The sequence below is a fragment of the Rhodococcus sp. M8 genome, assembly GCF_015654185.1.
Lineage (GTDB): Bacteria > Actinomycetota > Actinomycetes > Mycobacteriales > Mycobacteriaceae > Rhodococcus > Rhodococcus aetherivorans.
This window is the reverse complement of the sequence record NZ_CP064065.1, coordinates 4,925,466-4,945,623: the sequence shown is the minus strand read 5'-3', so window position 1 is coordinate 4,945,623 and position 20,158 is coordinate 4,925,466. Positions and strand designations below refer to the sequence as shown.

Annotated in this window: 21 protein-coding genes; 8 read left to right on the top strand and 13 right to left on the bottom strand. The window is 71.7% G+C overall.

Annotated elements, in window-relative coordinates; translation table 11 throughout:
• Window positions 1–9 precede the first annotated feature (9 nt).
• Both ISO16_RS22430 and ISO16_RS22425 read right to left on the bottom strand, forming a co-directional pair.
• Window positions 10–624: a redoxin domain-containing protein gene (locus tag ISO16_RS22430; protein WP_065922985.1), complete on the bottom strand. Its 615-nt coding sequence runs from the start codon at window positions 622–624 to the stop codon at window positions 10–12.
• Between the two features lie 40 nt (window positions 625–664).
• On the bottom strand, window positions 665–1,255 hold the full coding sequence (locus tag ISO16_RS22425; protein ID WP_235431167.1) for a MauE/DoxX family redox-associated membrane protein: 591 nt from the start codon (window positions 1,253–1,255) through the stop codon (window positions 665–667).
• A 375-nt stretch (window positions 1,256–1,630) separates the two neighbouring features.
• On the opposite strand from ISO16_RS22425, the gene ISO16_RS22420 reads away from it, so the two are divergent.
• Together ISO16_RS22420 and ISO16_RS22415 are read left to right on the top strand one after the other, a co-directional pair.
• Window positions 1,631–3,175 carry an APC family permease gene (locus tag ISO16_RS22420; RefSeq protein ID WP_072634399.1) on the top strand — a complete coding sequence of 515 codons (1,545 nt, stop codon included), beginning with the start codon at window positions 1,631–1,633 and terminating at the stop codon, window positions 3,173–3,175.
• A complete protein-coding gene (locus ISO16_RS22415) occupies window positions 3,172–3,933 on the top strand; it encodes an IclR family transcriptional regulator (RefSeq protein ID WP_006932018.1) in 762 nt (253 codons plus the stop codon). The genes ISO16_RS22420 and ISO16_RS22415 overlap by 4 nt, the downstream gene beginning before the upstream one ends.
• 36 nt (window positions 3,934–3,969) lie before the next feature.
• Here ISO16_RS22415 and ISO16_RS22410 read toward each other — a convergent pair whose 3' ends face one another.
• Together ISO16_RS22410 and ISO16_RS22405 are read right to left on the bottom strand one after the other, a co-directional pair.
• Window positions 3,970–5,235, bottom strand: a complete 1,266-nt coding sequence (locus ISO16_RS22410; RefSeq protein WP_072634398.1) for a serine hydrolase domain-containing protein — start codon at window positions 5,233–5,235, stop codon at window positions 3,970–3,972.
• A gap of 34 nt (window positions 5,236–5,269) precedes the next feature.
• Window positions 5,270–6,337: a helix-turn-helix transcriptional regulator gene (locus ISO16_RS22405; protein WP_006932013.1), complete on the bottom strand. Its 1,068-nt coding sequence runs from the start codon at window positions 6,335–6,337 to the stop codon at window positions 5,270–5,272.
• Between the two features lie 87 nt (window positions 6,338–6,424).
• On the opposite strand from ISO16_RS22405, the gene ISO16_RS22400 reads away from it, so the two are divergent.
• Window positions 6,425–6,886 (top strand): hypothetical protein, encoded by a 462-nt coding sequence (locus ISO16_RS22400; RefSeq protein ID WP_043801529.1) that lies wholly within the window; start codon window positions 6,425–6,427, stop codon window positions 6,884–6,886.
• Window positions 6,883–7,287 (top strand): DUF1304 domain-containing protein, encoded by a 405-nt coding sequence (locus ISO16_RS22395; protein WP_072634397.1) that lies wholly within the window; start codon window positions 6,883–6,885, stop codon window positions 7,285–7,287. The genes ISO16_RS22400 and ISO16_RS22395 overlap by 4 nt, the downstream gene beginning before the upstream one ends.
• A 4-nt stretch (window positions 7,288–7,291) precedes the next feature.
• Here ISO16_RS22395 and ISO16_RS22390 read toward each other — a convergent pair whose 3' ends face one another.
• Genes ISO16_RS22390 through ISO16_RS22375 form a run of 4 tightly spaced genes read right to left on the bottom strand, consistent with a single transcriptional unit; the run spans window position 7,292 to window position 10,971 of the window.
• Window positions 7,292–8,065 (bottom strand): (2Fe-2S)-binding protein, encoded by a 774-nt coding sequence (locus tag ISO16_RS22390; protein WP_230304416.1) that lies wholly within the window; start codon window positions 8,063–8,065, stop codon window positions 7,292–7,294.
• Complete coding sequence (locus ISO16_RS22385) at window positions 8,058–8,840, bottom strand: ABC transporter ATP-binding protein (protein WP_072634566.1); 783 nt, start codon at window positions 8,838–8,840, stop codon at window positions 8,058–8,060. The genes ISO16_RS22390 and ISO16_RS22385 overlap by 8 nt, the downstream gene beginning before the upstream one ends.
• Window positions 8,837–9,952 (bottom strand): FecCD family ABC transporter permease, encoded by a 1,116-nt coding sequence (locus ISO16_RS22380; protein ID WP_072634395.1) that lies wholly within the window; start codon window positions 9,950–9,952, stop codon window positions 8,837–8,839. Before ISO16_RS22380 ends, ISO16_RS22385 begins: the two co-directional genes overlap by 4 nt.
• On the bottom strand, window positions 9,949–10,971 hold the full coding sequence (locus ISO16_RS22375; RefSeq protein ID WP_072634394.1) for an ABC transporter substrate-binding protein: 1,023 nt from the start codon (window positions 10,969–10,971) through the stop codon (window positions 9,949–9,951). The genes ISO16_RS22380 and ISO16_RS22375 overlap by 4 nt, the downstream gene beginning before the upstream one ends.
• Window positions 10,972–11,859: 888 nt before the next feature.
• Between ISO16_RS22375 and ISO16_RS28970 the strand changes: the two genes are divergently transcribed.
• On the top strand, window positions 11,860–11,985 hold the full coding sequence (locus tag ISO16_RS28970; RefSeq protein ID WP_268256883.1) for a hypothetical protein: 126 nt from the start codon (window positions 11,860–11,862) through the stop codon (window positions 11,983–11,985).
• Between the two features lie 17 nt (window positions 11,986–12,002).
• Here the strand turns inward: ISO16_RS28970 and ISO16_RS22365 are convergent, their stop codons facing one another.
• The 3 genes from ISO16_RS22365 to ISO16_RS22355 form a co-directional block, all read right to left on the bottom strand.
• Window positions 12,003–12,338 carry a hypothetical protein gene (locus ISO16_RS22365; RefSeq protein ID WP_029541385.1) on the bottom strand — a complete coding sequence of 112 codons (336 nt, stop codon included), beginning with the start codon at window positions 12,336–12,338 and terminating at the stop codon, window positions 12,003–12,005.
• A 174-nt stretch (window positions 12,339–12,512) separates the two neighbouring features.
• Window positions 12,513–13,490 carry an LLM class F420-dependent oxidoreductase gene (locus ISO16_RS22360; protein ID WP_083662398.1) on the bottom strand — a complete coding sequence of 326 codons (978 nt, stop codon included), beginning with the start codon at window positions 13,488–13,490 and terminating at the stop codon, window positions 12,513–12,515.
• A gap of 201 nt (window positions 13,491–13,691) precedes the next feature.
• Window positions 13,692–13,916 carry a hypothetical protein gene (locus tag ISO16_RS22355; protein WP_139310946.1) on the bottom strand — a complete coding sequence of 75 codons (225 nt, stop codon included), beginning with the start codon at window positions 13,914–13,916 and terminating at the stop codon, window positions 13,692–13,694.
• A 178-nt stretch (window positions 13,917–14,094) separates the two neighbouring features.
• On the opposite strand from ISO16_RS22355, the gene ISO16_RS29015 reads away from it, so the two are divergent.
• On the top strand, window positions 14,095–16,890 hold the full coding sequence (locus ISO16_RS29015; protein WP_276207664.1) for an AAA family ATPase: 2,796 nt from the start codon (window positions 14,095–14,097) through the stop codon (window positions 16,888–16,890).
• Here ISO16_RS29015 and ISO16_RS22345 read toward each other — a convergent pair.
• Window positions 16,863–17,822 (bottom strand): LysR substrate-binding domain-containing protein, encoded by a 960-nt coding sequence (locus ISO16_RS22345; protein WP_072634392.1) that lies wholly within the window; start codon window positions 17,820–17,822, stop codon window positions 16,863–16,865. The two genes, ISO16_RS29015 and ISO16_RS22345, sit on opposite strands and share 28 nt — an antisense overlap.
• A 37-nt stretch (window positions 17,823–17,859) precedes the next feature.
• Between ISO16_RS22345 and ISO16_RS22340 the strand changes: the two genes are divergently transcribed.
• Complete coding sequence (locus ISO16_RS22340; RefSeq protein WP_230304609.1) at window positions 17,860–18,825, top strand: EamA family transporter; 966 nt, start codon at window positions 17,860–17,862, stop codon at window positions 18,823–18,825.
• Complete coding sequence (locus tag ISO16_RS22335) at window positions 18,822–19,502, top strand: NAD(P)-dependent oxidoreductase (protein WP_072634390.1); 681 nt, start codon at window positions 18,822–18,824, stop codon at window positions 19,500–19,502. Before ISO16_RS22340 ends, ISO16_RS22335 begins: the two co-directional genes overlap by 4 nt.
• A gap of 35 nt (window positions 19,503–19,537) precedes the next feature.
• Here the strand turns inward: ISO16_RS22335 and ISO16_RS22330 are convergent, their stop codons facing one another.
• Window positions 19,538–20,017, bottom strand: a complete 480-nt coding sequence (locus ISO16_RS22330) for a hypothetical protein (protein WP_006931977.1) — start codon at window positions 20,015–20,017, stop codon at window positions 19,538–19,540.
• Window positions 20,018–20,158 lie beyond the last annotated feature (141 nt).

Sequence of the window (20,158 nt, the reverse complement as noted above, 5' to 3'; positions counted from 1 at the left end):
AGGCGGGATTCAGGCGCTCGCGGCGGCGCGGGCCTTGGCCTGTTCGTGCAGGTGCTGCAGCGACGGGGTGCCGGTCTCGAGGGCGTTGAGCAGGCTCTCGACCTGGGCCATGTGGTTGCACAGCCCCTTGGCGCGGATCTTGCCGTGCTCGTCGAGGATCACCCCGTAGGGGGTGGTGCCGACCTGGTAGGCGATGCCGACGTCGCGGCCGTCGACGTAGCTCAGTTCGGTGCCGATGTTGCTGCCGGCGAGGAACTGCCGGTGTTCCTCCGGTGTGCCGTCGGAGACGATCACGACGTCGAGGTCCTTCTCCGCCTTGGCCATCGCCCGGATGCCGGGCAGCAGGCTCTTGCAGGTGGAACAGGTGGGCGCCGTGAACAGCAGCAGCTGCGGCCTGTCGCGGTGGCCGCCGACGCCGACGGTGCGGCCCACGTGGTCGGTGAGGCCCCGGAAGGACGGGCCGGCCTGCTCGATCTTCGGACCGGTGTCCATCATGCGGGCCCCGAGGGGGCCGAGCCGGACCTGCACCCGGCCGATCTCGCGGGCCAGCGCGAGGACCATCAGGAACAACACGGCGACCGCCACCACCAGCACGATGATCGCAACGAGAAATATGGTGTCCATCTGTCGTCCCGTCTCGGAAAATGTTGTGGAAGAAATGGTTTCAGGCCCCGTAGCGCGACACGGCAGAGACCGCGCGCAGTTCGATGGACGCGCCGGTCAGGTGCTCGTCGACGGGCCGGCGCCCGACGTGGACCACGGAGCGCAACTGTGCCACCGCGAGCCCGGCGGCGAGCGCGAGCGCCGCGAGCGCGATTGCCGCCACCTGCTGGAGCGCGGCGATCGTCGCGGGTCCGGTGAGGGCCAGCACGATCGACGCGGCGGCGAACGCACCGGCCCGCACGGAGTGGAACCAGCCGATGCGCGGTGCCTCGCCGTGGCCGCCGAACGCGAAGCAGCCGCAGTCGAGCTCGCGCCGGCCCCGCGCGAGGTTCACGGTGAGACCGACGAAGAAGCCGAGGAACAGCACCGCCGCGACAGCCGCGGCGGCACTGCCGGCGACGCCGAGCACCAGCAGGGCACCCACGGCGATCTCCGCGGCGGGCAACACCCGCGCGACCGCCCGTTCCAACACGGGCGGCAGCAGCCGATAGCCGCGGACGACGCGCAGCAGCCCCTCGTGATCGCCGGCCTTCGGCACCCCGGCGAGCAACAACGTCCCGCCGACGAGCGCCGCAACCACCGCCCAGATCATGGTCGTCCCCTTCGCAGTCGAGTGATCGTGCCGGTCAATCGTGCGCACCGGATGCGTCGCGAACGGGTCCTCGGGGAAACGTCCGGGGGCACCGCGAGTGGAACCGGCCGTGGCGGCGCGCCCCATGCGGACACTGCAGGTGGGACACGGTCTCCGGCGCTCGGGGGACCGTGTCCGCACGGGGCACGGGGCCGTGCGGTGGCGCGGGCCACAGCGCCGCGTCGGGCGGATTCCCACTTGCCGTCCACATGTCGTTCGCGGAGGTAACCGTCGCGTAACACCGCGGCGCTACGTTGTCCCTCGCCCTGAGGCGTTTCACCGCCCGAGGTGCCGGCACCGCCGGCTGCACGGACGCACAGACGGGATACGACGATCGTGACAACCGCACTCCGGGCCGCGATTGCCCGCTCACGGGACGCCGAAACCCATCGGGATCCGGTGTATTCGCCGCTGCGCGCCCTCGGCCGCCGTCAGCTCACCCCGATCGATCTGCTCGGCCAGTCCCTGTCGACGATCGCGCCGGCCACCGGGATGGTGTTCATCGCGCTGTGGATGGTGACCCACCGGCCGGGCATCGGCGGTCTGCTGACGATCGCGGGGACCACCGCCGTGGTGGTGCTGGTGGCGCTGTGCATCACGCAGTTCACGCGGCGCCTCGCCGCGGCCGGGTCGCTCTACAGCTTCGTGTTCCAGGGCCTGAGCGCCCGCGCGACCCTCACCACGGGCGCGGCGCTGCTGCTGGGCTATCTCGGCATCTCGATCTCGGTGATGTCGCAGGCCGCACAGAGCCTGCTCCGCATCGCAGACCTGCTCGGCATGCACGTGCCCGGCGCCGCGCCGTGGTCGGTCACGATCGGTCTCGTCGCGGTTGCCGTCGCGGTGATCACGGTGCGCGGCGTGCGGTTCGCGACGCGCGCCATCCTGCTCGTCGAGGCGTGCTCGCTCGTGCTCATCGTGGCGCTCATGCTCGGCACCCCGGCCGGTGCGGGCACGGCCACCACCGAACTGCCGGACGCACCCCTGAGCCTCATGCCGTTCCTCGCGATGCTCACCGTGCTGTCGATGGCGGGCTTCGAGAGCGCCGCGTTCTTCGGCCCGGAGGCCAAGCGGCCGTTGGTGACCGTCACTCGCACCGTGCTGATCTCCCCCGTCGTCGTCGGTGTCCTGTTCGTGTTCGCGGCGTGGGCCGCGTTGTCCGGCCACGGCGCCGTCGTCGTCGGCGCGTACTTCGACGGCACGGCGTCCGGCGCGAGCGTCGGTGTGGTGCTCGCGGTGCAGGCGGGCATGACGTGCTCGTGGCTCGCGTCGACCCTGGGGTGCGCGCAGGCGGGTTCCCGGCTGCTGTACTCGATGGGTGTCGAGAGGGTGCTGCCGAGCGCCCTCGCCCGTGTCCACGACCGGTTCCGCACCCCGCACGTGGGCGTGCTCTCCTTCACCGCCGCGGGTTTCGCCGGCGCGTGCCTGTACGCGTCCCTCGCGGGGGCGGATTCGGGGGCGTTCGACGGCGTGGTGGAGATCGGCCTCGTCGTGGCCTACACGCTGGTGGCCGTCGCGTCGCTGCGATTCCTGCACCGCATCGGCGAGCACACCGTCGTGACGCGGGCGGCCGCGCTGTTCGTCTCGGTCCTGGGGATGGGCCTGCTCGGCTACATCGCCGTCGACGGCACCGCGCACGGCGTATGGGTCGTGCCCGCGACACTCTCGGCGGTCGCGGCGTCCGGCACGGTGTGGCAGTACGTGCTGCGCCGGGTCCGGCCGGGCAGCCTGACGACCATCGGTGCGTTCGACTCGGTCGAGACCGGGGACATCCTCCCCGGGGCGGGGACCCTCGTGATCGGCGCGGACGGGCGGCGGCGCATCCTCCCGGACGTCTCGCACCCCGGCGACGACGCCCGTCCCCGCGACGGGAACCCGGGTTGACCGCGCACGTGTCCGTGCACGCGGACGATTCGCACTTCAGCGGACAGCAGCCGCGCGCGGTGCAGAAGGCGCTGGGGATGCTCGAGGCCGTCGCGCAGCTCGGCCCCGGCACGTCCGCGAAGGAGATCGCCAGGTTCGCCGGGGTGCCGCCGACCACCGCGTACCGCATGCTCAACCTGCTCGTGGCCGACGGATTCCTCGTCCGCGTGCCGGACCTGTCCGGCTTCGCGCTGGGTCGTCGCACCGCGGAGCTCGCGCAGGCGGCCGCGGAGACGAGCCCGTCGCCGACGCTGCACGACGTCGTCGAGGAGCTGCGCACCCACACCCGATTCGGGGTGCACGTCGCCTCGTTCGCGGCCGGGCGGCTGCGGTTCGTCGACAAGGACCCCGACCACGAGATCATCGCCATCGGCGTGCTGGCGAAGAACCTGCACGCCAACGCCCTCGGCAAGCTCATGTTGGCGCACCATCCGCACGTGCGTCCCGATCCGGAACTGCGGCGCCTGACCGACCACACGATCTGCGACCACGACGTCCTCGCCGAGGAACTGCGCGCCGTCGCCGCCGCGGGCTACGCGTACGAGGGCGAGGAGTGCCGGACCGGGCGGGCCGCGCTGGCGGTGCCGATCCGGGACCGTTCGGCGTTCGTCGTCGGCGGCCTCTACCTGCAGGGGTCGGCGTCGCGGGTCACCCCGGACGACGCGGTGCTCGTGCGGTTCCTCTTCGACGGCTCGGCACGCCTGTCGGGGCTGCTGTGACGGCGTGAGTCACCGGGTGGGCCGCGGCGGGGTTCGTCACCGGGTGGGCCGCGGCGGGGGTGCGTCGTCCGGGGCGAGGTGCGCACCGATCCGACGGAACAGCGTGTCGGCCTCGTTCCGGTACGCACCGGTGTCGTCGAACGCCGCCGGGTCGAAGGTGACGGCGACGGCGACGGCGATCTTCCGCGACGGCAGGTATGCCTCGACCGCGGCGTACCCACCGAACAACGGGTTCTGCATCAGCCAGTTGCCGGTGACCACCACACCGAGGCCATAGGTGTAGCCCTCGGACTGCGGGAAGCACGTGGGGCAGCCGGGCAGCGCGGTGGTCCGGCCGCGCAGGTCCGTCGACACCATCGCCCGGTACGACTCCGGGGAGAGCAGCGTGCCGGTGCCGACGGCGACCGCGGTGTCGTGCAGGTCGTGGATGTCGGTGGTCTGGACGGCGCCGCGGGTGATGGTCCAGGACGGGTCCCAGAACGTGGATTCCTCGTAGAAGGGTGTCGCGGCGGGGATCCCGAGCGCCTGCCGGCGTTCCGAGCTGAACGCATGCAGCACCGGCTCCGGGATCGCCGGCGTCTGCGACGGCGTCGTGCCGTCCAGCCCGAGCGGGTCGAGTACCTTCTCCTGCAGCAGTTCCGCCACCGGCCGGCCGGTGATCTTCTCGAGGGCCAGGCCGAGGATCACGTAGTTGGTGTGCGCGTAGTTCCAGTTGGTGCCGGGCTCGTAGAAGAGGGGCTGGGACGTGCCGTAGGCGATGAGCTCGTCGGGCGTCCAGTTCCGGAACGGGTCCCGGTAGATCGCATCCGACAGTTCGGGATTCTGCACGTAGTCGGCATAGCCGGAGGTCATCTGGGCGAGCTGCCCGAGGGTGACCCGGTCCGAATTCGGAATGTTGGGCAGCCACGTCGAGACCTTGTCGTCGAGGCGGACCTTCCCCTCGTCGACGAGTTGCAGCAGCAGCGTGGCGACGTAGGAGATGGCCACCGCGCCGTTGCGGAAGTGCATGTCGGTCGTCGCCGGCACGCCGGTGGTGGATTCGCCGTAGGCGCGGGTGAGGATCTCCCTGCCGTCGACGGTGACGCGCACGACCGCCGCCTTCAGGTGCGTCTCCGCCATGGTGTCGCGCACGATCCGGTCCACGGCCTCGGCCTGTGCGGGGTCGGCCGACGAGGCGGTCCCCGATGCGGCCGCGGTATCGGCGGATCCGGACGGCCCGGGCGCGGCATCGTCCGTCGACATGCAGGCGGTCAGGAGGCCGAGTGCGCACAGCACGGACAGGATCCGCCGGTTCAGGGGCATGCCTGATCTTGGCAGATGCGCTCGGCCGGTGCGATCACTCCGGCCCGGCGGCTGTGGTTCGGCGCAGGTCCCGATCGGACCGCAGGCGGGCGGTGAGTTCGGCCCTGCTGCGGACTCCGGTCTTCGTGTAGATCGCCTTGAGGTGATCGTGGACGGTGTTCGGAGTGATACCGCGACGGTCGGCGATCTCGGCGGTCGAGTATCCGGCCATCACCTCGAGGCACACGTCCCGTTCGCGGGCGGTGAGCGCGTATGCGGCGAGCAGCAACTCGGCGAGTTCGAGGCCGGTCGCATGCTCGATGGTGACCACGGTCTGCGGTTCGGCACCGCCCAGCAGCGCGGTGGCCCGCATCAGGATCCACCCGCCGGTGGCGTCGCGGATCCGCGTTCGGAACACACCCGAACCGCTCGCACGCGCCCCGAACGCGGCGGCGCGCACCATGACGGCCAGCCGTCCGGGCGCGATCTCGTCGAATCGGTCCTGCCAGTCGCGGGCGGCCGCTGTGAGCGCGAGCGGCTCACCCGCGGCCCCGGTGAGTACGACCGCCGGACCCGGGTCGCCCAGGCGCGAGGCGGCGGTGGCGCACACGGCGGCGCGGGTCGCCGACGCCACCGCCGGCGCCACCCGCGTGAGGAACTCGACCTCCGAGTCGGTGAAGTCCGCCCCGGACCGAACGAATCCGGCCGCACCCCAGCACAGTCCGCCGATGCGGAAGATCACGCGCAGTTCGTGGTCCAACCCGAGCGGACGCCACACCCCGGCGTGGCGAAGACTGTGGGCCACCTCGTCCGGGGGCAGCTCGGATCCCCGGGCCGCACTGCGGCCGTTGCGGAACAGCTCGGCGAAAGTGCCGGGATCCCGTCCGCGGTACTCGCTCTCAGCGAGCAGCGGCTCGTATTCCGGCGGAACCCGGTCGGGTCCGCTCGTCATGGAACCGATCGTCAGGGACCGGGGATCGATCATCGCCCAGCACGTCAGGTCGCTGCGCACCGTCCGGCCGACGAGTTCGATGGCGCGCCCGTGCACCTGCGTCACATCGGCGCCCGCGGCCGCGAGCGCCACCACCTCGCGGCCCACCTTCTCCGCCCGGATCTCGAGCATGAACCCAGTATGCGCTGGTGGCGGGCCTGTACCCATCCCCGTTTTCGGGGATGGGCCACCGGCCGGGCGGTTCCTAACGTGACAGACATGTCAGACAACATCGAACTCTGCAGGATGGGCGAGGGCCGTCGCCTCACCCTGCCCGACGCAACCGTCACGGTCCTGTCCACCGGTGCACACGCCGGCGGAGCCTACGAGCTCTTCCTCGTCGAGGCCCCGCGCACCGAGCCGGCGCCGCTGCACGCCGAACCGTGGGCCAAGTCGTATCACGTGCTGAGCGGCCGGATCCTGGTCCGTGCCGCAGCGACCGGTCACGAGCTCGCGGCCGGGGACACGATCACCCTCGCGCCGGGAACGGTGAACTCCTTCACCGTCCTGACCGACGCCGCGACCTTCCTGCTGATCGCCGCCGGGACCTCGATGGGCGGCTTCTTCGGCGCGGTCGACGCCCTCGGGCACGAGCGTCCACCGGACGAGACGGGTCGGATTCTCCGAGAGGTCGCCGACCGGTACGGGGTCACGCTCGCAGCGGAGGCAGGTGCGTCGTGATCGTTCTCGCGCAGGTCGCCGCGCTGGTCGGCGCGGCCGTGCATCTGCTCGCCTTCGTGTGGGAGACGCTGCTGTTCCGGCGGCCGTCGATACACGAAGACCTGTTCCGCATCCCCACCGGCGACGTCGCAGCGGTGCGGATGTGGGCGTTCAACGTCGGCTTCTACAACCTGTTCCTCGGCACCGGCGCGCTGATGGGGGTGGCCCTGTGGCGGGCCGGCGAGGACACGGTCGGACGCGCGCTCGTGCTCTACACGTGTTCATTCATGCTGCTCGCCGGGATCGCCCTGTTCGTCTCGGACCGCATGGCCATGAGCCGGCCCCGCGGCGCCGGGCTCGGGGGTGCCGCGGCGCAGTGCACGCCACCGGCGATCGCGCTGATCGCGCTCGCGGTGGCCTGATCCGCTACTCCTGCGCGGCGACGTACCGCCCCAGCGCCGCGGCGCGGTCGGCCGGTGACCGGCGCGGGCAGCTCGTGCACTTGCCGCTGTCGGTCGCCCGGTAGATCAGGCAGCAGGAGCTGCGTCGCACGAAGCGTCGCCCGTCCGCCGGCTCCGGCGATCCGGGAGCTGCCGCCGTGACGCTCCCGGTGGGATCGACGTCGACGAAACGCGGTGGCAGCAGCGGCGGCCGCGACAGCGCGGCGGCGAGGGTGCACCCGTCGTCGACGCGGTGGGCGGCACGCCCGGCGTCGAGGGCACGGTTGGCGATCGAGTCGGACGCGACGGCCCACAACGCCCGCGCCGGCGCACCCGACACCCGCGCGAGCGGCGCGATGATCGCCGACAGCGCCGGCACGAGAGCGCGCGCAAAGGCATCGCGCCCGGGCAGCAGGCGCGAGGAACGCACCGCGCCGAGGTAGCCGTCCTCCCGCAGCACGCAGCGCAACCGGGCCGGGTCGGGATCGGGAGCGTGGCCGGTGGCCAGGAGCATCGCGACGGGTCCGGCCACCAGGGTCGAACTGGCCGAGTACCACCAGAGCGTGCCGTTGACCCGAGGGTCGCTGCAGTCCCACCTGCGGCCGGTGTCGGATACCCGTCCGGCCAGCCACTGCGGATCGGTCGTCACCGTGCCCGGAAGGACGGCGGTCCCGAGGTCGACGGTGTGCGCGAAGTCGCCGAGCAGGGTTCGGGCCGCGGCGTAGGCACGCGCCGCGGCGTCGGCGTACCCGTCAGGCATCGGCGAGCCCCCAGACCTCGAGCGTGCGTCGTCCGTCGCCGTCCACAGCCACCCGGCCACGAACTCCGAAGACCCCCGCCAGCACGGCGGGATGCAGGACGTCTTCCGGGGTTCCCGCAGCGACCACCGATCCGTGGTCCAGCACCGCCATGCGATCGCAGTACGCGGTCGCCAGCCGCAGGTCGTGCAGCGTCACCAGCACGGCGAGCCCGTCCGTGGCGAGGCTGCGCAGCAACTCCAGCACGGTCAGCTGGTGGCGCAGGTCGAGATGATTCGTCGGCTCGTCGAGCAGGAGCACGCGGGGTTGCTGGGCCAGGGCCCGGGCTATGGACACACGTTGGCGTTCCCCACCGGACAGGGCGAGCACGTCGCGATCGGCGAGGTGCAGCAGCCCGAGCCGGCCGAGCACATCCTCGACGACCATCCGGTCGTCGTCACCGAAGGGTTCGAGCCATCCCCGCCGGGCGGTGCGTCCCAGCTGCACCGATTCGCGCACGGTCGTCCCACCGAGCGAGACCGGCTCCTGGACGCCGACCCCGACCAGGCGCGCGAGGGTGCGGCGCTTCAGGTCCGTGACGTCCTCGTCGCCGACGGTGATCGCGCCGGCCCCGACCCGCACCGCGCGGTAACAGGCGCGCAGCAGGGTCGTCTTGCCGCTGCCGTTGGGCCCGACGAGGGCGAGCACCCGGCCCGGGGCCACGTCGAGGTCCACCCCGTCGAGTACGGTGCGTTCGCCCAGCCGCGCGCGGACCCCGGTGGCGCGCAGGCGGGTCATCGTGCCCGCCCGTAGCTGCGCCACAGCATGACGAGGAAGGCGGGCGCACCGAGCAGACCGGTGACGACCCCCACCGGCAGCTCGGTCGAGCCGCTGACCGAACGGGCGACCATGTCGGCCAGGACCAGCGCGAGCGCCCCGGCCACCGCCGCCACGGGTATCAGCCGGACGGTGTTGCGGCCGACGAGATGGCCGGCGATGTGCGGGATCAGCAGTCCGATGAATCCGACGGTCCCCGAGACGGCCACCGCCGCGGCGGTGAGCAGAGAGACCGCCAGCAGGATCAGGATGCGGAACCGCCGCACGTCCATTCCCAGGGCGGTCGCCCCGTCGTCGCCGACGAGCAGCAGGTTCAGCTGCCGGCCGCACAGCAGGACGCCGCCGCCGACGGTGAGCAGGACCAGCGCCGGCGCGGCGAGCATCGACCACGTCGCATCCCCGAATCCTCCTGCCAGCCAACGTATCACCGTACCGATCTGACGGTCGTCACCCAGGACCAGCAGGGTGAAGGTGGTCGCCGCGGAGAACACCATCGACATCGCCACGCCGACGAGGACGATCGCGGTGACGGCATGGGCGCGCAGACTCACCGCGATCGCGCCGGCGAGCGGAAACAGGGCTCCGAGGAAGGCCGCGAACGGCAGGGTGAAGGCTCCGAGTGCGCCGCTGCCGACACCCAGGACCGTCACCAGCACCACCCCGAACCCGGCACCGGAGGACACGCCCAACAGGTAGGGGTCGGCCAGCGGGTTGCGGGTCACCGCCTGCGCCACCACCCCGGCGATCGCGAGCGCGGCACCGACGACGGCGGCCGTCAACGCCCGGGGCAGGCGTGATTCGACGACGATCGCTTCCCGCGCCGCGGTCCACCACGGCGTGAAGGCCCCCGGTGCGAGGCGGTGCGCGACGATCGCCCACACGTCGCCGAAGGGGATGTTCACCGTGCCCAGCGACACGGCGCCCGCCAGCGCCAGCACGAGTGCGGCGAGCAGCGGCGGCAGGATCAGCCACAGCGAACGACGCGCCGCGCCCCCGTCCCGTCCCCGCGCGGCCGGCGCCGCGGCGCCGGCGTGCGGCGCCGATGCGTCGGCCAGGGTACCGGCGGGGGTCATTCCGGATCCGTGAACGCGGCCGGGTGCAGTCCGCGGGCGATCGTCGCGACCGAGTCGACCATGCGCGAGCTCTCGAAGAAGTCGTCGAGCGGCACGACGACGAAACGATCGTTGCGCACGGCGGGCGTGGTGGCCACGATCGGCTGGTTCTTCAGATAGGCGATCTTGTCCTCCGCGCTGGTCGCGCCGTAGTCGAGTACGACGATCGCCTCGGGTGCGCGCTCGCCGACGACCTCCCAGCCGGTGGTGAAGTACGGTTTCGGGCCTTCGGCGGTGATGTTGTCGGCGCCGGCGTATTCGGCGATGAGGTTGCCGATGCCCACGCCGCCGACCGAGAGCGGCTCGGCTTCGCCCGAGTCGTAGAAGAAGGTGCGCACCGGCGCGACGGCGGCCTGCTCCAGGCGGGCGCGTACCGCGTCGAGTTCCGCGGTGATCGATTCGGTCAGGGCCGCGGCCTGTTCCTCGGTACCGAGGAGGGCGCCGAGTTGGGCGAAGTCGTTCTCCAGCAACGCGATATCGGAGAAGCCGGCACCGCAGTACTCGGAGAACAGGAACGTGCGGATACCCGCCTGCTCGAGTGCGTCCCGCCCGCGTCCGGTCTTGTCGTCGAATGCGCTGCGCATCCCGCCGACGACCAGATCCGGGTCGAGGTCGCGGATCTGCTCGTACGTGGGGTACTCGGCAGCCAGCGACGGAATCGCCCGGAACTGCTCGGCCGTCTCGGGCAGCGGGTCGTCCTTCTCGCCGTAGCCCATACCGACGATGCGATCCCCCACGCCCATCTGGATCAGGGTTTCGGTGACGTGGTCGTTCATCGACACGATCCGCTGCGGGGGCGCGTCGTAGGTCGCGGTGCGTCCGCAGTTGGTGATCGTCACCGGTTCACCGAAGGCCGCGGCCGGCGGGGTGGCGCCGGTGTCTGCGCCCCGCGAGCAACCCGACAGGGCCGTGGTGGCGACGGTCAGGGCGGCGAGAACCGCGGCGGCGTCTCGCACGGGACGGCGGAAGTCGACGGGCATGGGACCTCGTGCTCTGCTCAGGTGGCACGAGGCAGACTCCGGCACGGCAGCGACCCCGGACAGCGGGCACCGGCTACCCTGCTGGACTCCATCTCGTAGACCACGACGAAATACCGGAGTCGCGCACCCCCGTGCAGGCGATCGGGCTCACCGTCGGATGGACGGCCTACCGTTGCGGGTCAGCGCCGGACTCGGACCGGACTTTCCCTGCACGGGCGTCAGCAACGCTGCGGCCATTATGCATGTCGGCGGCCGGCCCGCATCGCAGGGTCGGCCACCGGTGCGCGGGTCCGTCGGGACGGCCACCCGGAGCGCCGTTCCATCGTCCGCCGCCGTCCCCCGGTTTTCACCCTCACTTTCACCCCGTTCGCGACCTCGGCTCCGGAACCGCGGCGATCCCCGGTGCGTTCCGATTGATGGTGGCTGTCGAACGGACTGCGCCCTCGTGCGGCCGGGGCGTCGCCACCGGCCCCTCTTCCGAGGGGCAACGCGCCGGAACGTCGGGTGATGCGGCGGACCGGCGGGGCCGGTCACCGCGCAGGGGGGCGGTGACCGGCATCCGGGCGCGTGCGGGCCGGCACACTCGGGCGGATCACCGTACTGCCACGCCGCTGCCTCGCCCGCGGTGCCCCGGAACCGGGACCGACGACGCCGACTCCACGAAACCCAGAGTTCAAAATGCGGCCATCTGCCGGAGACCCGCCGCCGCGACACTGGAGGCACAAGGTGTCAACGACGGACGGGGAAACACTGATATGTCCGAGAACATCGCCCACCGACCCGACCCCCCTCTTCGCTCTGCCGGCCGCGACGATTCCGGCGGCGCCCCACTCGATACGCCTCGAGGAGCCGGCCCCGATCCGTCCGGCCTCCGGCCTGCGTCCCCGCGTGGGCACCGTCCTCGGCACGGTCGTCTCCGCGGGGGCCGTCGCCACCATGGTGACCGGCTTCGTGGCGGTCGGTACCGTCGCCACGGTGTCCGGCCTGGTCTCGGCCGTCCGGCTCGGACCCTGACCGGCTCGGCGAACCCCTCAGTCGCCGAACTGCACGCTGTCGACGACGACGTCGGACCCGAACAGTTCGCGGGCGCGGACCAGAGCCGCGTCGCGCACCTCCGGCTCCGACAGCGTCGTGGGCAACGCCAGGGTCAGCAGCACGGAACGACCGTCGGACCTCGGCTGTGCCCTGACACGGCACACCCAGTCCACCGTTCCGCCCTCCCGGCGCAGCGCCAGCTCGGTGCGCGCGACGTCGCGCGCGAAGCAGGGCAGCGCGGGATCGGTCGTGCGTTCGAGCTGGGCCACGAGATCCTCGAGGCGATCGGTGCGCCATTGGCGCAACCCGGCCATCCGCGGTTCGACGTTCATCTCGGCACCCTTCGACGCCGGCGACCGTCGGGTGCGCTCGCGGCGGCATGCGGGTCCGAGGTCTGCGGCGTCAGCGAAAACTGACTACTACCGAGACCATCGCGCCGCGAGCGCGCGGCGTTTCATGAGCCCGGCAACAGGCTGCGCTTCATGAGCCCGGCAACAGGCTGCGCTTCATGAGCCCGGCAACAGGCTGCGCAGCGCCGGTAGCAGTTCCTGTTCGGCCCACCGGATGAACGGCCCCTGCCGGTCACCTCCGATCTGGACGAGGGCGACCTCCGTGAATCCCGCGTCGACGAACGGCCGGATCTTGTCCACGTACTCGTCGATGTCGTCGCCGCACGGCAGTTGCGCCCCGACCTGCTCGGGCGTCACGAACCGGGTGGCCGCCGCGAACGAGGACGGCGCGGGCAGGTCCGGGTTGACCTTCCAGCCGAGGCCGAACCATCGGAACTGCTCGTGCGCCCGCTGCACCGCCGCGTCGCGGTCGGTGTCGTAGGAGACGGCGATCTGCCCGACTCGCGGTTTGCCCGCTCCCCCGGCCTCGTCGAACATCCGGGTCAGCTCCGGCTCGGGTTCGGTCGCCACCATCAGGTCGGCCTTCTCCCCAGCGAGGGCGCACGACTGCGAACCGGACACGGCGATGCCGATCGGCACCCGGGTCTCGGGCAGGTCGTACAGGTGCGCGGACTCGACGTCGAAGTAGTCGCCGCGGAAGTTCACGTTGCCGCCGTCGAACAGCGCCGAAATGATCTCCACGGCCTCGGCGAGCATCTCGTGACGGGTGCCCACCGCGGGCCAGCCCTTGCCGACGACGTGTTCGTTGAGGTTCTCGCCCGCGCCCAGGCCGAGGCGGAACCGGCCCCCGGACAGGATCTGCATCGTCGCCGCCTTCTGCGCCACCACCGCCGGGTGGTACCGCAGGATCGGGCAGGTCACGTAGGTCATGAGCGGGATCTGCTCGGTGGCCTGGGCCGCGGCACCAAGGATGGACCACGCGTAGCCGGAATGCCCCTGTTCCTCCAGCCACGGGTTGTAGTGGTCACTGATCACCGAGAAGTCGAAGCCGGCCTTCTCCGCCATCTGCACGTCGCGGACGAGGTGGTCCGGCCGGGACTGCTCGCAGAGCATGGTGTAGCCGAAGTCGGTCACTGTTCGTTTCCTCCCGTGGTCCGTGCCGGGCGCCCCGCCGATGCCGGCGATCCGTCCTTCGGGATACCCACCGGTCGCCTCGGTACACGACCGTCACGGTAAGGAGGGGCCGCCGAGATGCCGGCTGCGCATCTCGGCGGGTACGGGTGTCTCGTTGCGGCGGGCCGGGCCGGCTCGCCGCAACGAGGGGTCGACCCGGTGTCAGACGAGGCAGACCACGAACAGCGGCACTCCGACGACCGGAACGAAGAGCAACGGAACGCACACGACACCGAACGGGCCGAGGACCGCCGGCTGGACGGATTCCGCGATCGGGGCAGGCGCGGTGGGGATGGCGGGGGCCGCTGTCGCGGCACCGGTGCCGAGGGCGATCATGGGGGCCATGGCGGTCGCCGCTACCGCCGCGCGAAACGTAGTCCTGCTCATGGTGTTTCTCCTCGCGTCGCGTGCCGCGACCGGTACGCGCCCACGGCACGGAAATGGATCGGCTGTATATCAGCATCGCCGACGAACCCGACGCCGGGCGACGGGGAAAACCCTGCATCGCGACGACTCGGGCATGGCCACGTACCGACGGGTCTCGTTTCGGTCGAGGCCGGCCCCGATGCTTCCATTTCGGTTGAGAAGAGGGCGCCGGCCCCCGCCCGGGGGCTACGGTGAAGCTGTGCTGTTCGGGCGGGGACCGGAATGCGCACGCATCGATCGGCTGCTTGCCGCACTCCGGCAGGGAGCGGGTGGAGCAGTGGTGCTGAGCGGGGAAGCGGGAATCGGCAAGACCGCCCTCCTCGACTACGCCCGCGAGCATGCTTTCGGGCTCGGGGTGCTGTCGGTGACGGGTGCGGAAGCCGAGGCCCCGATCCCCTTCGCGGCGCTCGAACGCCTGCTGGCGCCGGTGCCGGGGCCCATTGCGTCGCCGCCCAGGGTGCGCCCGTTGTGCGGCTCCACCGCGCACGAAATTCCCGGGCCGGAGGACCGATTCGCGATCTACGCCGGATTCTTCCGGGTTCTGACAGCGGCCGCACGCAGCGCGGCACTGCTGGTGGTGATCGACGATGCACAGTGGCTGGACCGGCCGACCCTGGACGCCGTCGCCTTCGCCGCTCGGCGGCTCACCACCGAGCGGATCGGGATTCTGGTCGCCACCCGCGAGCCGCAGGGTCCGGCCGGCGTCGAGACGTCGGTGGTGCGGGGTCTCGACGACGAGGCGGCCGGTCAGCTGCTGGCCGCCCTCCTGGGCCGGCGCCCGCCGGACGACGTGGTGGCGGCGGCGGCCGCACAGGTCGGGGGCAACCCGTCGGCGCTGCTGGAGCTGGCGGGCACTCTCTCGTGTGACGAACTCACCGGAACCCGTCCGCTGCGCCTCCCGGTACGCGCCGGGTCGGCCGCGACCCGCATCTTCGGTGCGCGCATCGCCGCGCTCGACGACGCGACACGCCGAGCCCTCCAGGTCGCGGCGGTGGCGGCCGACGACGGGTTGCCGGTGGTGTCCGCCGTCCTGGCGCACCTGGGGATCGCCGGCGGTGCCCTGGGAACGCTCGAGGACACCGGGTTGACGTCGTTCGCGGGCGGCCGGTTGTCCTTTCCGCATCCGTTGATCCGCAGCGCCGCGGTATCCGATCTCCCGCCGACGCGGCGGCGGTCGCTGCACCGCGCAGTGGCCGAGATGCTCACCGATCCGGCGCAGCAGGACCGACGTGCGTGGCACCTGACCGAAGCCACCCTCGCCCCGGACGAGGGCACCGCCCGGGAACTGGAGCAGTCCGCGCGGCTGACGTCGGAACGGCGCGGGTACGCGGCCGCCGCGGTCGTCATGGAGCAGGCTGCCGCGTTCTCCGCCGACGAGGCGGGTACGGCCCGGCGTCTCTGCGCGGCGGCCGACGCGGCCCGGCGCGCGGGCCGCAGCACGACCGCGCTGCGGCTGCTGGACCGATCCGACGACCACACCACCGATCCGGCCCTGCGGGCCGCCAGCGCCGGCGTCCGCGGACGGGTCGAACTCCACACCGGCGCAGCGTGTATCGCACGCCGGGTGTGGGAGACGGGCGCCGCGGACATCGGTCGACGAGACCCGGCGCGAGGCGCCCACCTGTTGGCCATGGCGGCCGAGGGAGCACTCGTCGCCGGCGAGCCCGAGGGGGCACTGCGGCTCGCTCGCCGGGCGATCCGGTCGGCGCCGCCCCGGGACACCGACACGACGCTCCTCGGCTCGCTCGTCATCGGCAGCGCGTTGTCGTTGTCCGGCAACCCCTCCGACGGGATGCGCTGGCTGCAGGATGCGGCGGCGCTCGCGCGGTGGGGCACCGACGCCGACGTCGAATGGGTCCTGTTCGCGGAGCTGGGCGCGGTGGCCTGGCACGGGGAGGACGGCGATCCGCGGCAGGTGCTCGACCCGCTGGTCCACCGGCTCCGGGCCGAGGGCGCCTGGGGGCAGTTGCCCCTGGCGCTGTACGTCACGGCGCTGGCCGACAGCCGCCTCGGACGCCTGCACTCCGGTCGTCGCGCGGCCACCGAGGCCGTCGAACTCGCCACCCGCACAGGTGATTTGCTCGCGCTCTGCGCGGCGCTCGGATGCCTGGCGGAACTCGAGGCGCAACTCGGTGACGAACAGGCCTGCCGGGCGCACGCCGCCGACTCGTTGCGGATCCGCGAGAGGACCCGTCTGGGCGAGATGCATCGCGACGCCCTGGACGGACTCGGGCTGCTGGAACTGAGCCTGAATCGGCCCGACCGTGCCGTCGACCATCTGGAGGAGGCCAACCGGCGACCGTCCGGGTACGCGGACGGTCTCCTCGTCGCGCGAGCGTCGTCCGCAGACCTGATCGAAGCGTACGTCCGAACAGGACGCGACGTGCCGGACGCGGTTCGCGAACAGTTGCGGCTGCTCACGGAACTCGCGCTGCCCGATGCCCTCGGAGCCCTGATCTGCCGCGGCCGGGCACTGATCGGCGACGACGCGGAGTACGACACCTGGTTCACCAAAGCCCTGCAACTACACGCACGCTCGCCGTCCCCGTTCGACACCGCCCGGACCGCGCTGTGCTACGGCGAACGGTTGCGCCGCGCCGGGCGCCGGCGCGACGCCCGCAAGCATCTGGAGGTGGCGTTCGACGCGTTCCGGCACATCGGGGCCCGCACGTGGGCCGCACAGGCCGCGACGGAACTGGGCGCCGTCGGCCGGCCGGTCGACGCGCCCGCCGCAGCCGCGGGACACCGGCTCACCCCGCAGGAACTCCAGGTGGCCCGGCTCGCCGCCCGCGGCGGCACCAACCGTGAGATCGCCGAGCAGCTCTTCCTCAGCGTCAAGACCATCGAAATGCATCTGGGACGGCTGTACCGGAAGCTCGGCATCCGGTCCCGCACCCAGCTGGCGAACTATCTGCGCGACAACGTCCTCGCCTGAGCATCCGACTCCCAGGACGATTGTCGCATCGGAATAGGTTGGGATTTCAGTCGATTCGATGCCATCTGAGAGTGCAATGCGTCCAGGAATGCCACCGCGGCGGGCGCGGGGTTGAAGTCGCTCCAGGCGAGGTATTCGACTCGGGTCGGCCCGTCGCTGACGGGCACCTGGACCAGGTTCGGGTTCGAGGGGACGAAGGCGGGGGGCAGCAGTGCGACGGCGAGGCCCTGTTTCACGAGGTCGAGGATCAGATCGGTAGACATCGATTCGAAGGTCACCTCGCGCCGGAGTTCGGCGGCATCGAAGGCCCGGTCGCTCTGTGCGCGTCCCTGCGTCCCGGCGGGAAAATCCGCGAAGGTCTCGTCTGCCAGATCGCGTAGGCGCAGGCGGCGCCGCCCCGACAGTCGATGATCAGCGGCGAGGACGGCAACGAGACGTTCGCGGGCCAACTCGATGAACCGGACACGGTGAGGGGTGGTCGCGTCAGGCAGGCCCAGCACGGCGATGTCGACCTCGCCCGCGCGGATCGCGGTCATGAGTTCGTCGCTGCCGCCGTTTCGAAGCGCGATGCTCACCGCCGGGTGAGCGCGGTGGAATTCGCCCAGCGCAGTGGGAATGTCGATGGCGGTCACGGTGGGGATGACACCGATCGTCAACGGGCCACGGATCTGCCCTACGGTCGCTGCCGCGTCGGCGGCAGCACGCTCGGCGGCCTCCAGACTCGCCCGCGCCGCGGGCAGGAACGCCGCCCCGGCATCAGTGAGCTCGACCCGACGGCTGGTCCGGGCGAACAGCGGCACGCCCAGCTCTTGTTCGAGCGCCTTGATCTGGTGACTGAGCGCCGATTGGACGACGAAGCACTGCTCGGCCGCTCGGGTGAAGTTCTTCTTCTCTGCCACGGCGAGCACATACCGCAGTTGCTGCAACTCCATCCATCTATCGTGCATCGCGATCGTTGTGATGAAAAGCATGTGTTGGACTCATCAACCGAAAGGGCACGACAGTGGTGGGGTGACTACGACGACCACTTCTCCGCCCACGTCACCCGGCCCGGTGACGAATCGTGCGGCGCTCACCGCGGCGACCGCCGTGGCCCCGGTGGTGTGGGGCACGACCTACCTCGTCACCACCGAACTGCTGCCGCCTGACCACCCCCTGTTCGCCGCGCTCATGCGCGCTCTGCCCGCAGGCGCACTCGGCCTCCTGCTCTCCCGCACGCTTCCGCGCGGGGCATGGTGGTGGAAGGCCGCGGTGCTGGGCGCCTTGAACATCGGCCTGTTCTTCCCGCTGCTGTTCCTCGCCGCGGAACGACTGCCCGGCGGAGTGGCCGCCACTCTCGGGGCGACCCAGCCGATCCTCGTCGCCGTCCTCGCCGTGATCGTTCTGTCCGAACGCCTCTCGCTCTGGCGCCTGGGCTGGGGCGTCGTCGGCGTGATCGGGGTGGGGCTGGTGGTGCTGGGCCCCGGAGCGATGTTCGACCCCGTCGGCATCATCGCCGGTCTGGCCGGTGCCGCTGCGATGGGAACCGGCGTCGTTCTCACCAAACGGTGGGGCCGGCCCGAGGAAGTCAGCGCGATCGGCTTCGCAGGCTGGCAGCTCACCGCCGGCGGCCTGGTGCTGCTGGCTCCGACGCTGTTGTTCGAGGGGATTCCCAGCCGAATCGGCGCCCCCGCCGTGGCGGGCTACCTCTGGCTCGGCATCGTCGGCGGGCTTCTTGCCTATTCCCTCTGGTTCAACGGCCTGCGCACCCTGCCGGTCACCGCGACGGCTCTGCTCGGACTGCTCTCCCCACTCGTGGCCGCCGTCCTCGGCGTCGTCGTGGCAGGAGAAACCCTCAGCGCACTCCAACGTGTCGGCTTCGCGTTCGCCCTCGCAGCGCTGGGCGCCGGACAGGTCATCCCTCGTCCCCGTACGAGGAAAGGACTCCCGTCGTGAACATCACCGTCATCGGCGCCACCGGCATGGTCGGCTCGCGCCTCGTCACCGAAGCCGCCGCCCGCGGGCACCGCGTCACCGCCGCCGCCCGGCACCCCGGTACACACCCGGCCCCTGCCGTCACTCCCCTCGCCGTCGATGCCGGCGCACCCGGGCAACTCGAGGCCGCACTCGCCGACGCCCACGCCGCGATCCTCGCCGTCCGTGCCGCTCCCGGCCAGGAGCAGACAATCGCACCGCTGACCACCGCAGTTCTGGACGCGGCAGGCCGGGCCGGCGCCCGTCTACTCGTCATCGGCGGGGCCGGGCCCCTACGCTCACCGCACAAGGGCGACCTGTCGGTCATCGACGATCCGAACTATGTGCCGATCGAATGGCGAGCGATCGCCGACGCCAGCGCCACCCAACTCCGCACCTGCGTCCAGCACCCGAACCACCGCTGGACCTATCTCAGCCCGCCCGCGATCCTCGAACCCGGTACCCGCACCGGCACGTACCGCCGGGGAACCACCACCCTGCTCACCGAGCCGGACGGCACCTCCCGCATCACCGCAGAGGACCTCGCCGTGGCCGCCCTGGACGAAATCGAGCGCCCCGGCACCGACCGGCACTTCACCGTTGCGCAGAACTCCACTGTTCACGCCGCCACATCAACGTCAGGGGTCAGGAGGGGCTGACAGCCCCGATTTACGGCGCGCGCACTCTTCAACCGTCATCGGCGGTGCCGGCGCGCCGCCGACGAGTCCGCCCAGTGCTCCCACGCCGACTGACGCGTCATCCCCACCAGCTCCCCCACCTGCGCCCACGAGGCACCCTCGGCGCGCAGGCGCCGTACCCCCTCGTCCACCACTTCGGTCAGGGCCTGCTGTTCGGCCGCCAACCGGTCGAGCTGCTCGAGCGCATCGAGCACCGCCGCCTTCGCCGACACCCGATAGATGTGGCGCACCCACTCCTCCTCGAGCTTTTCCCGCGTCAGGCGCCCCGGACGCAACGCCTCGCCCGAACCGACCCGCACCGCCGTGCTGCCCAGCCAGTCACAATGCAGACACTCCGCCCGCCACGCGCACGCCCCCACCGCAACCCCGCCGGCGATCGGCACCGGCCGCCCCGCCTCGTCCTCGATCCGGATCGTGCCGACGTACGGCCCCTCCCCGGGTACCAGCAACTCCCACTCCGGCAACCGCCTCGCCATGTCGTCAGGCTCCACCCATCACGCAGGCGCCGTCAACCACACCCCGTGCCGGGTGCTGCGCGACGGGGACGGCAGGCAGGCGCTTTCGAACGTCGATCGACCACTCGCGGAGTCCACGGGCAGCTGCGGACGAAGGCGGAT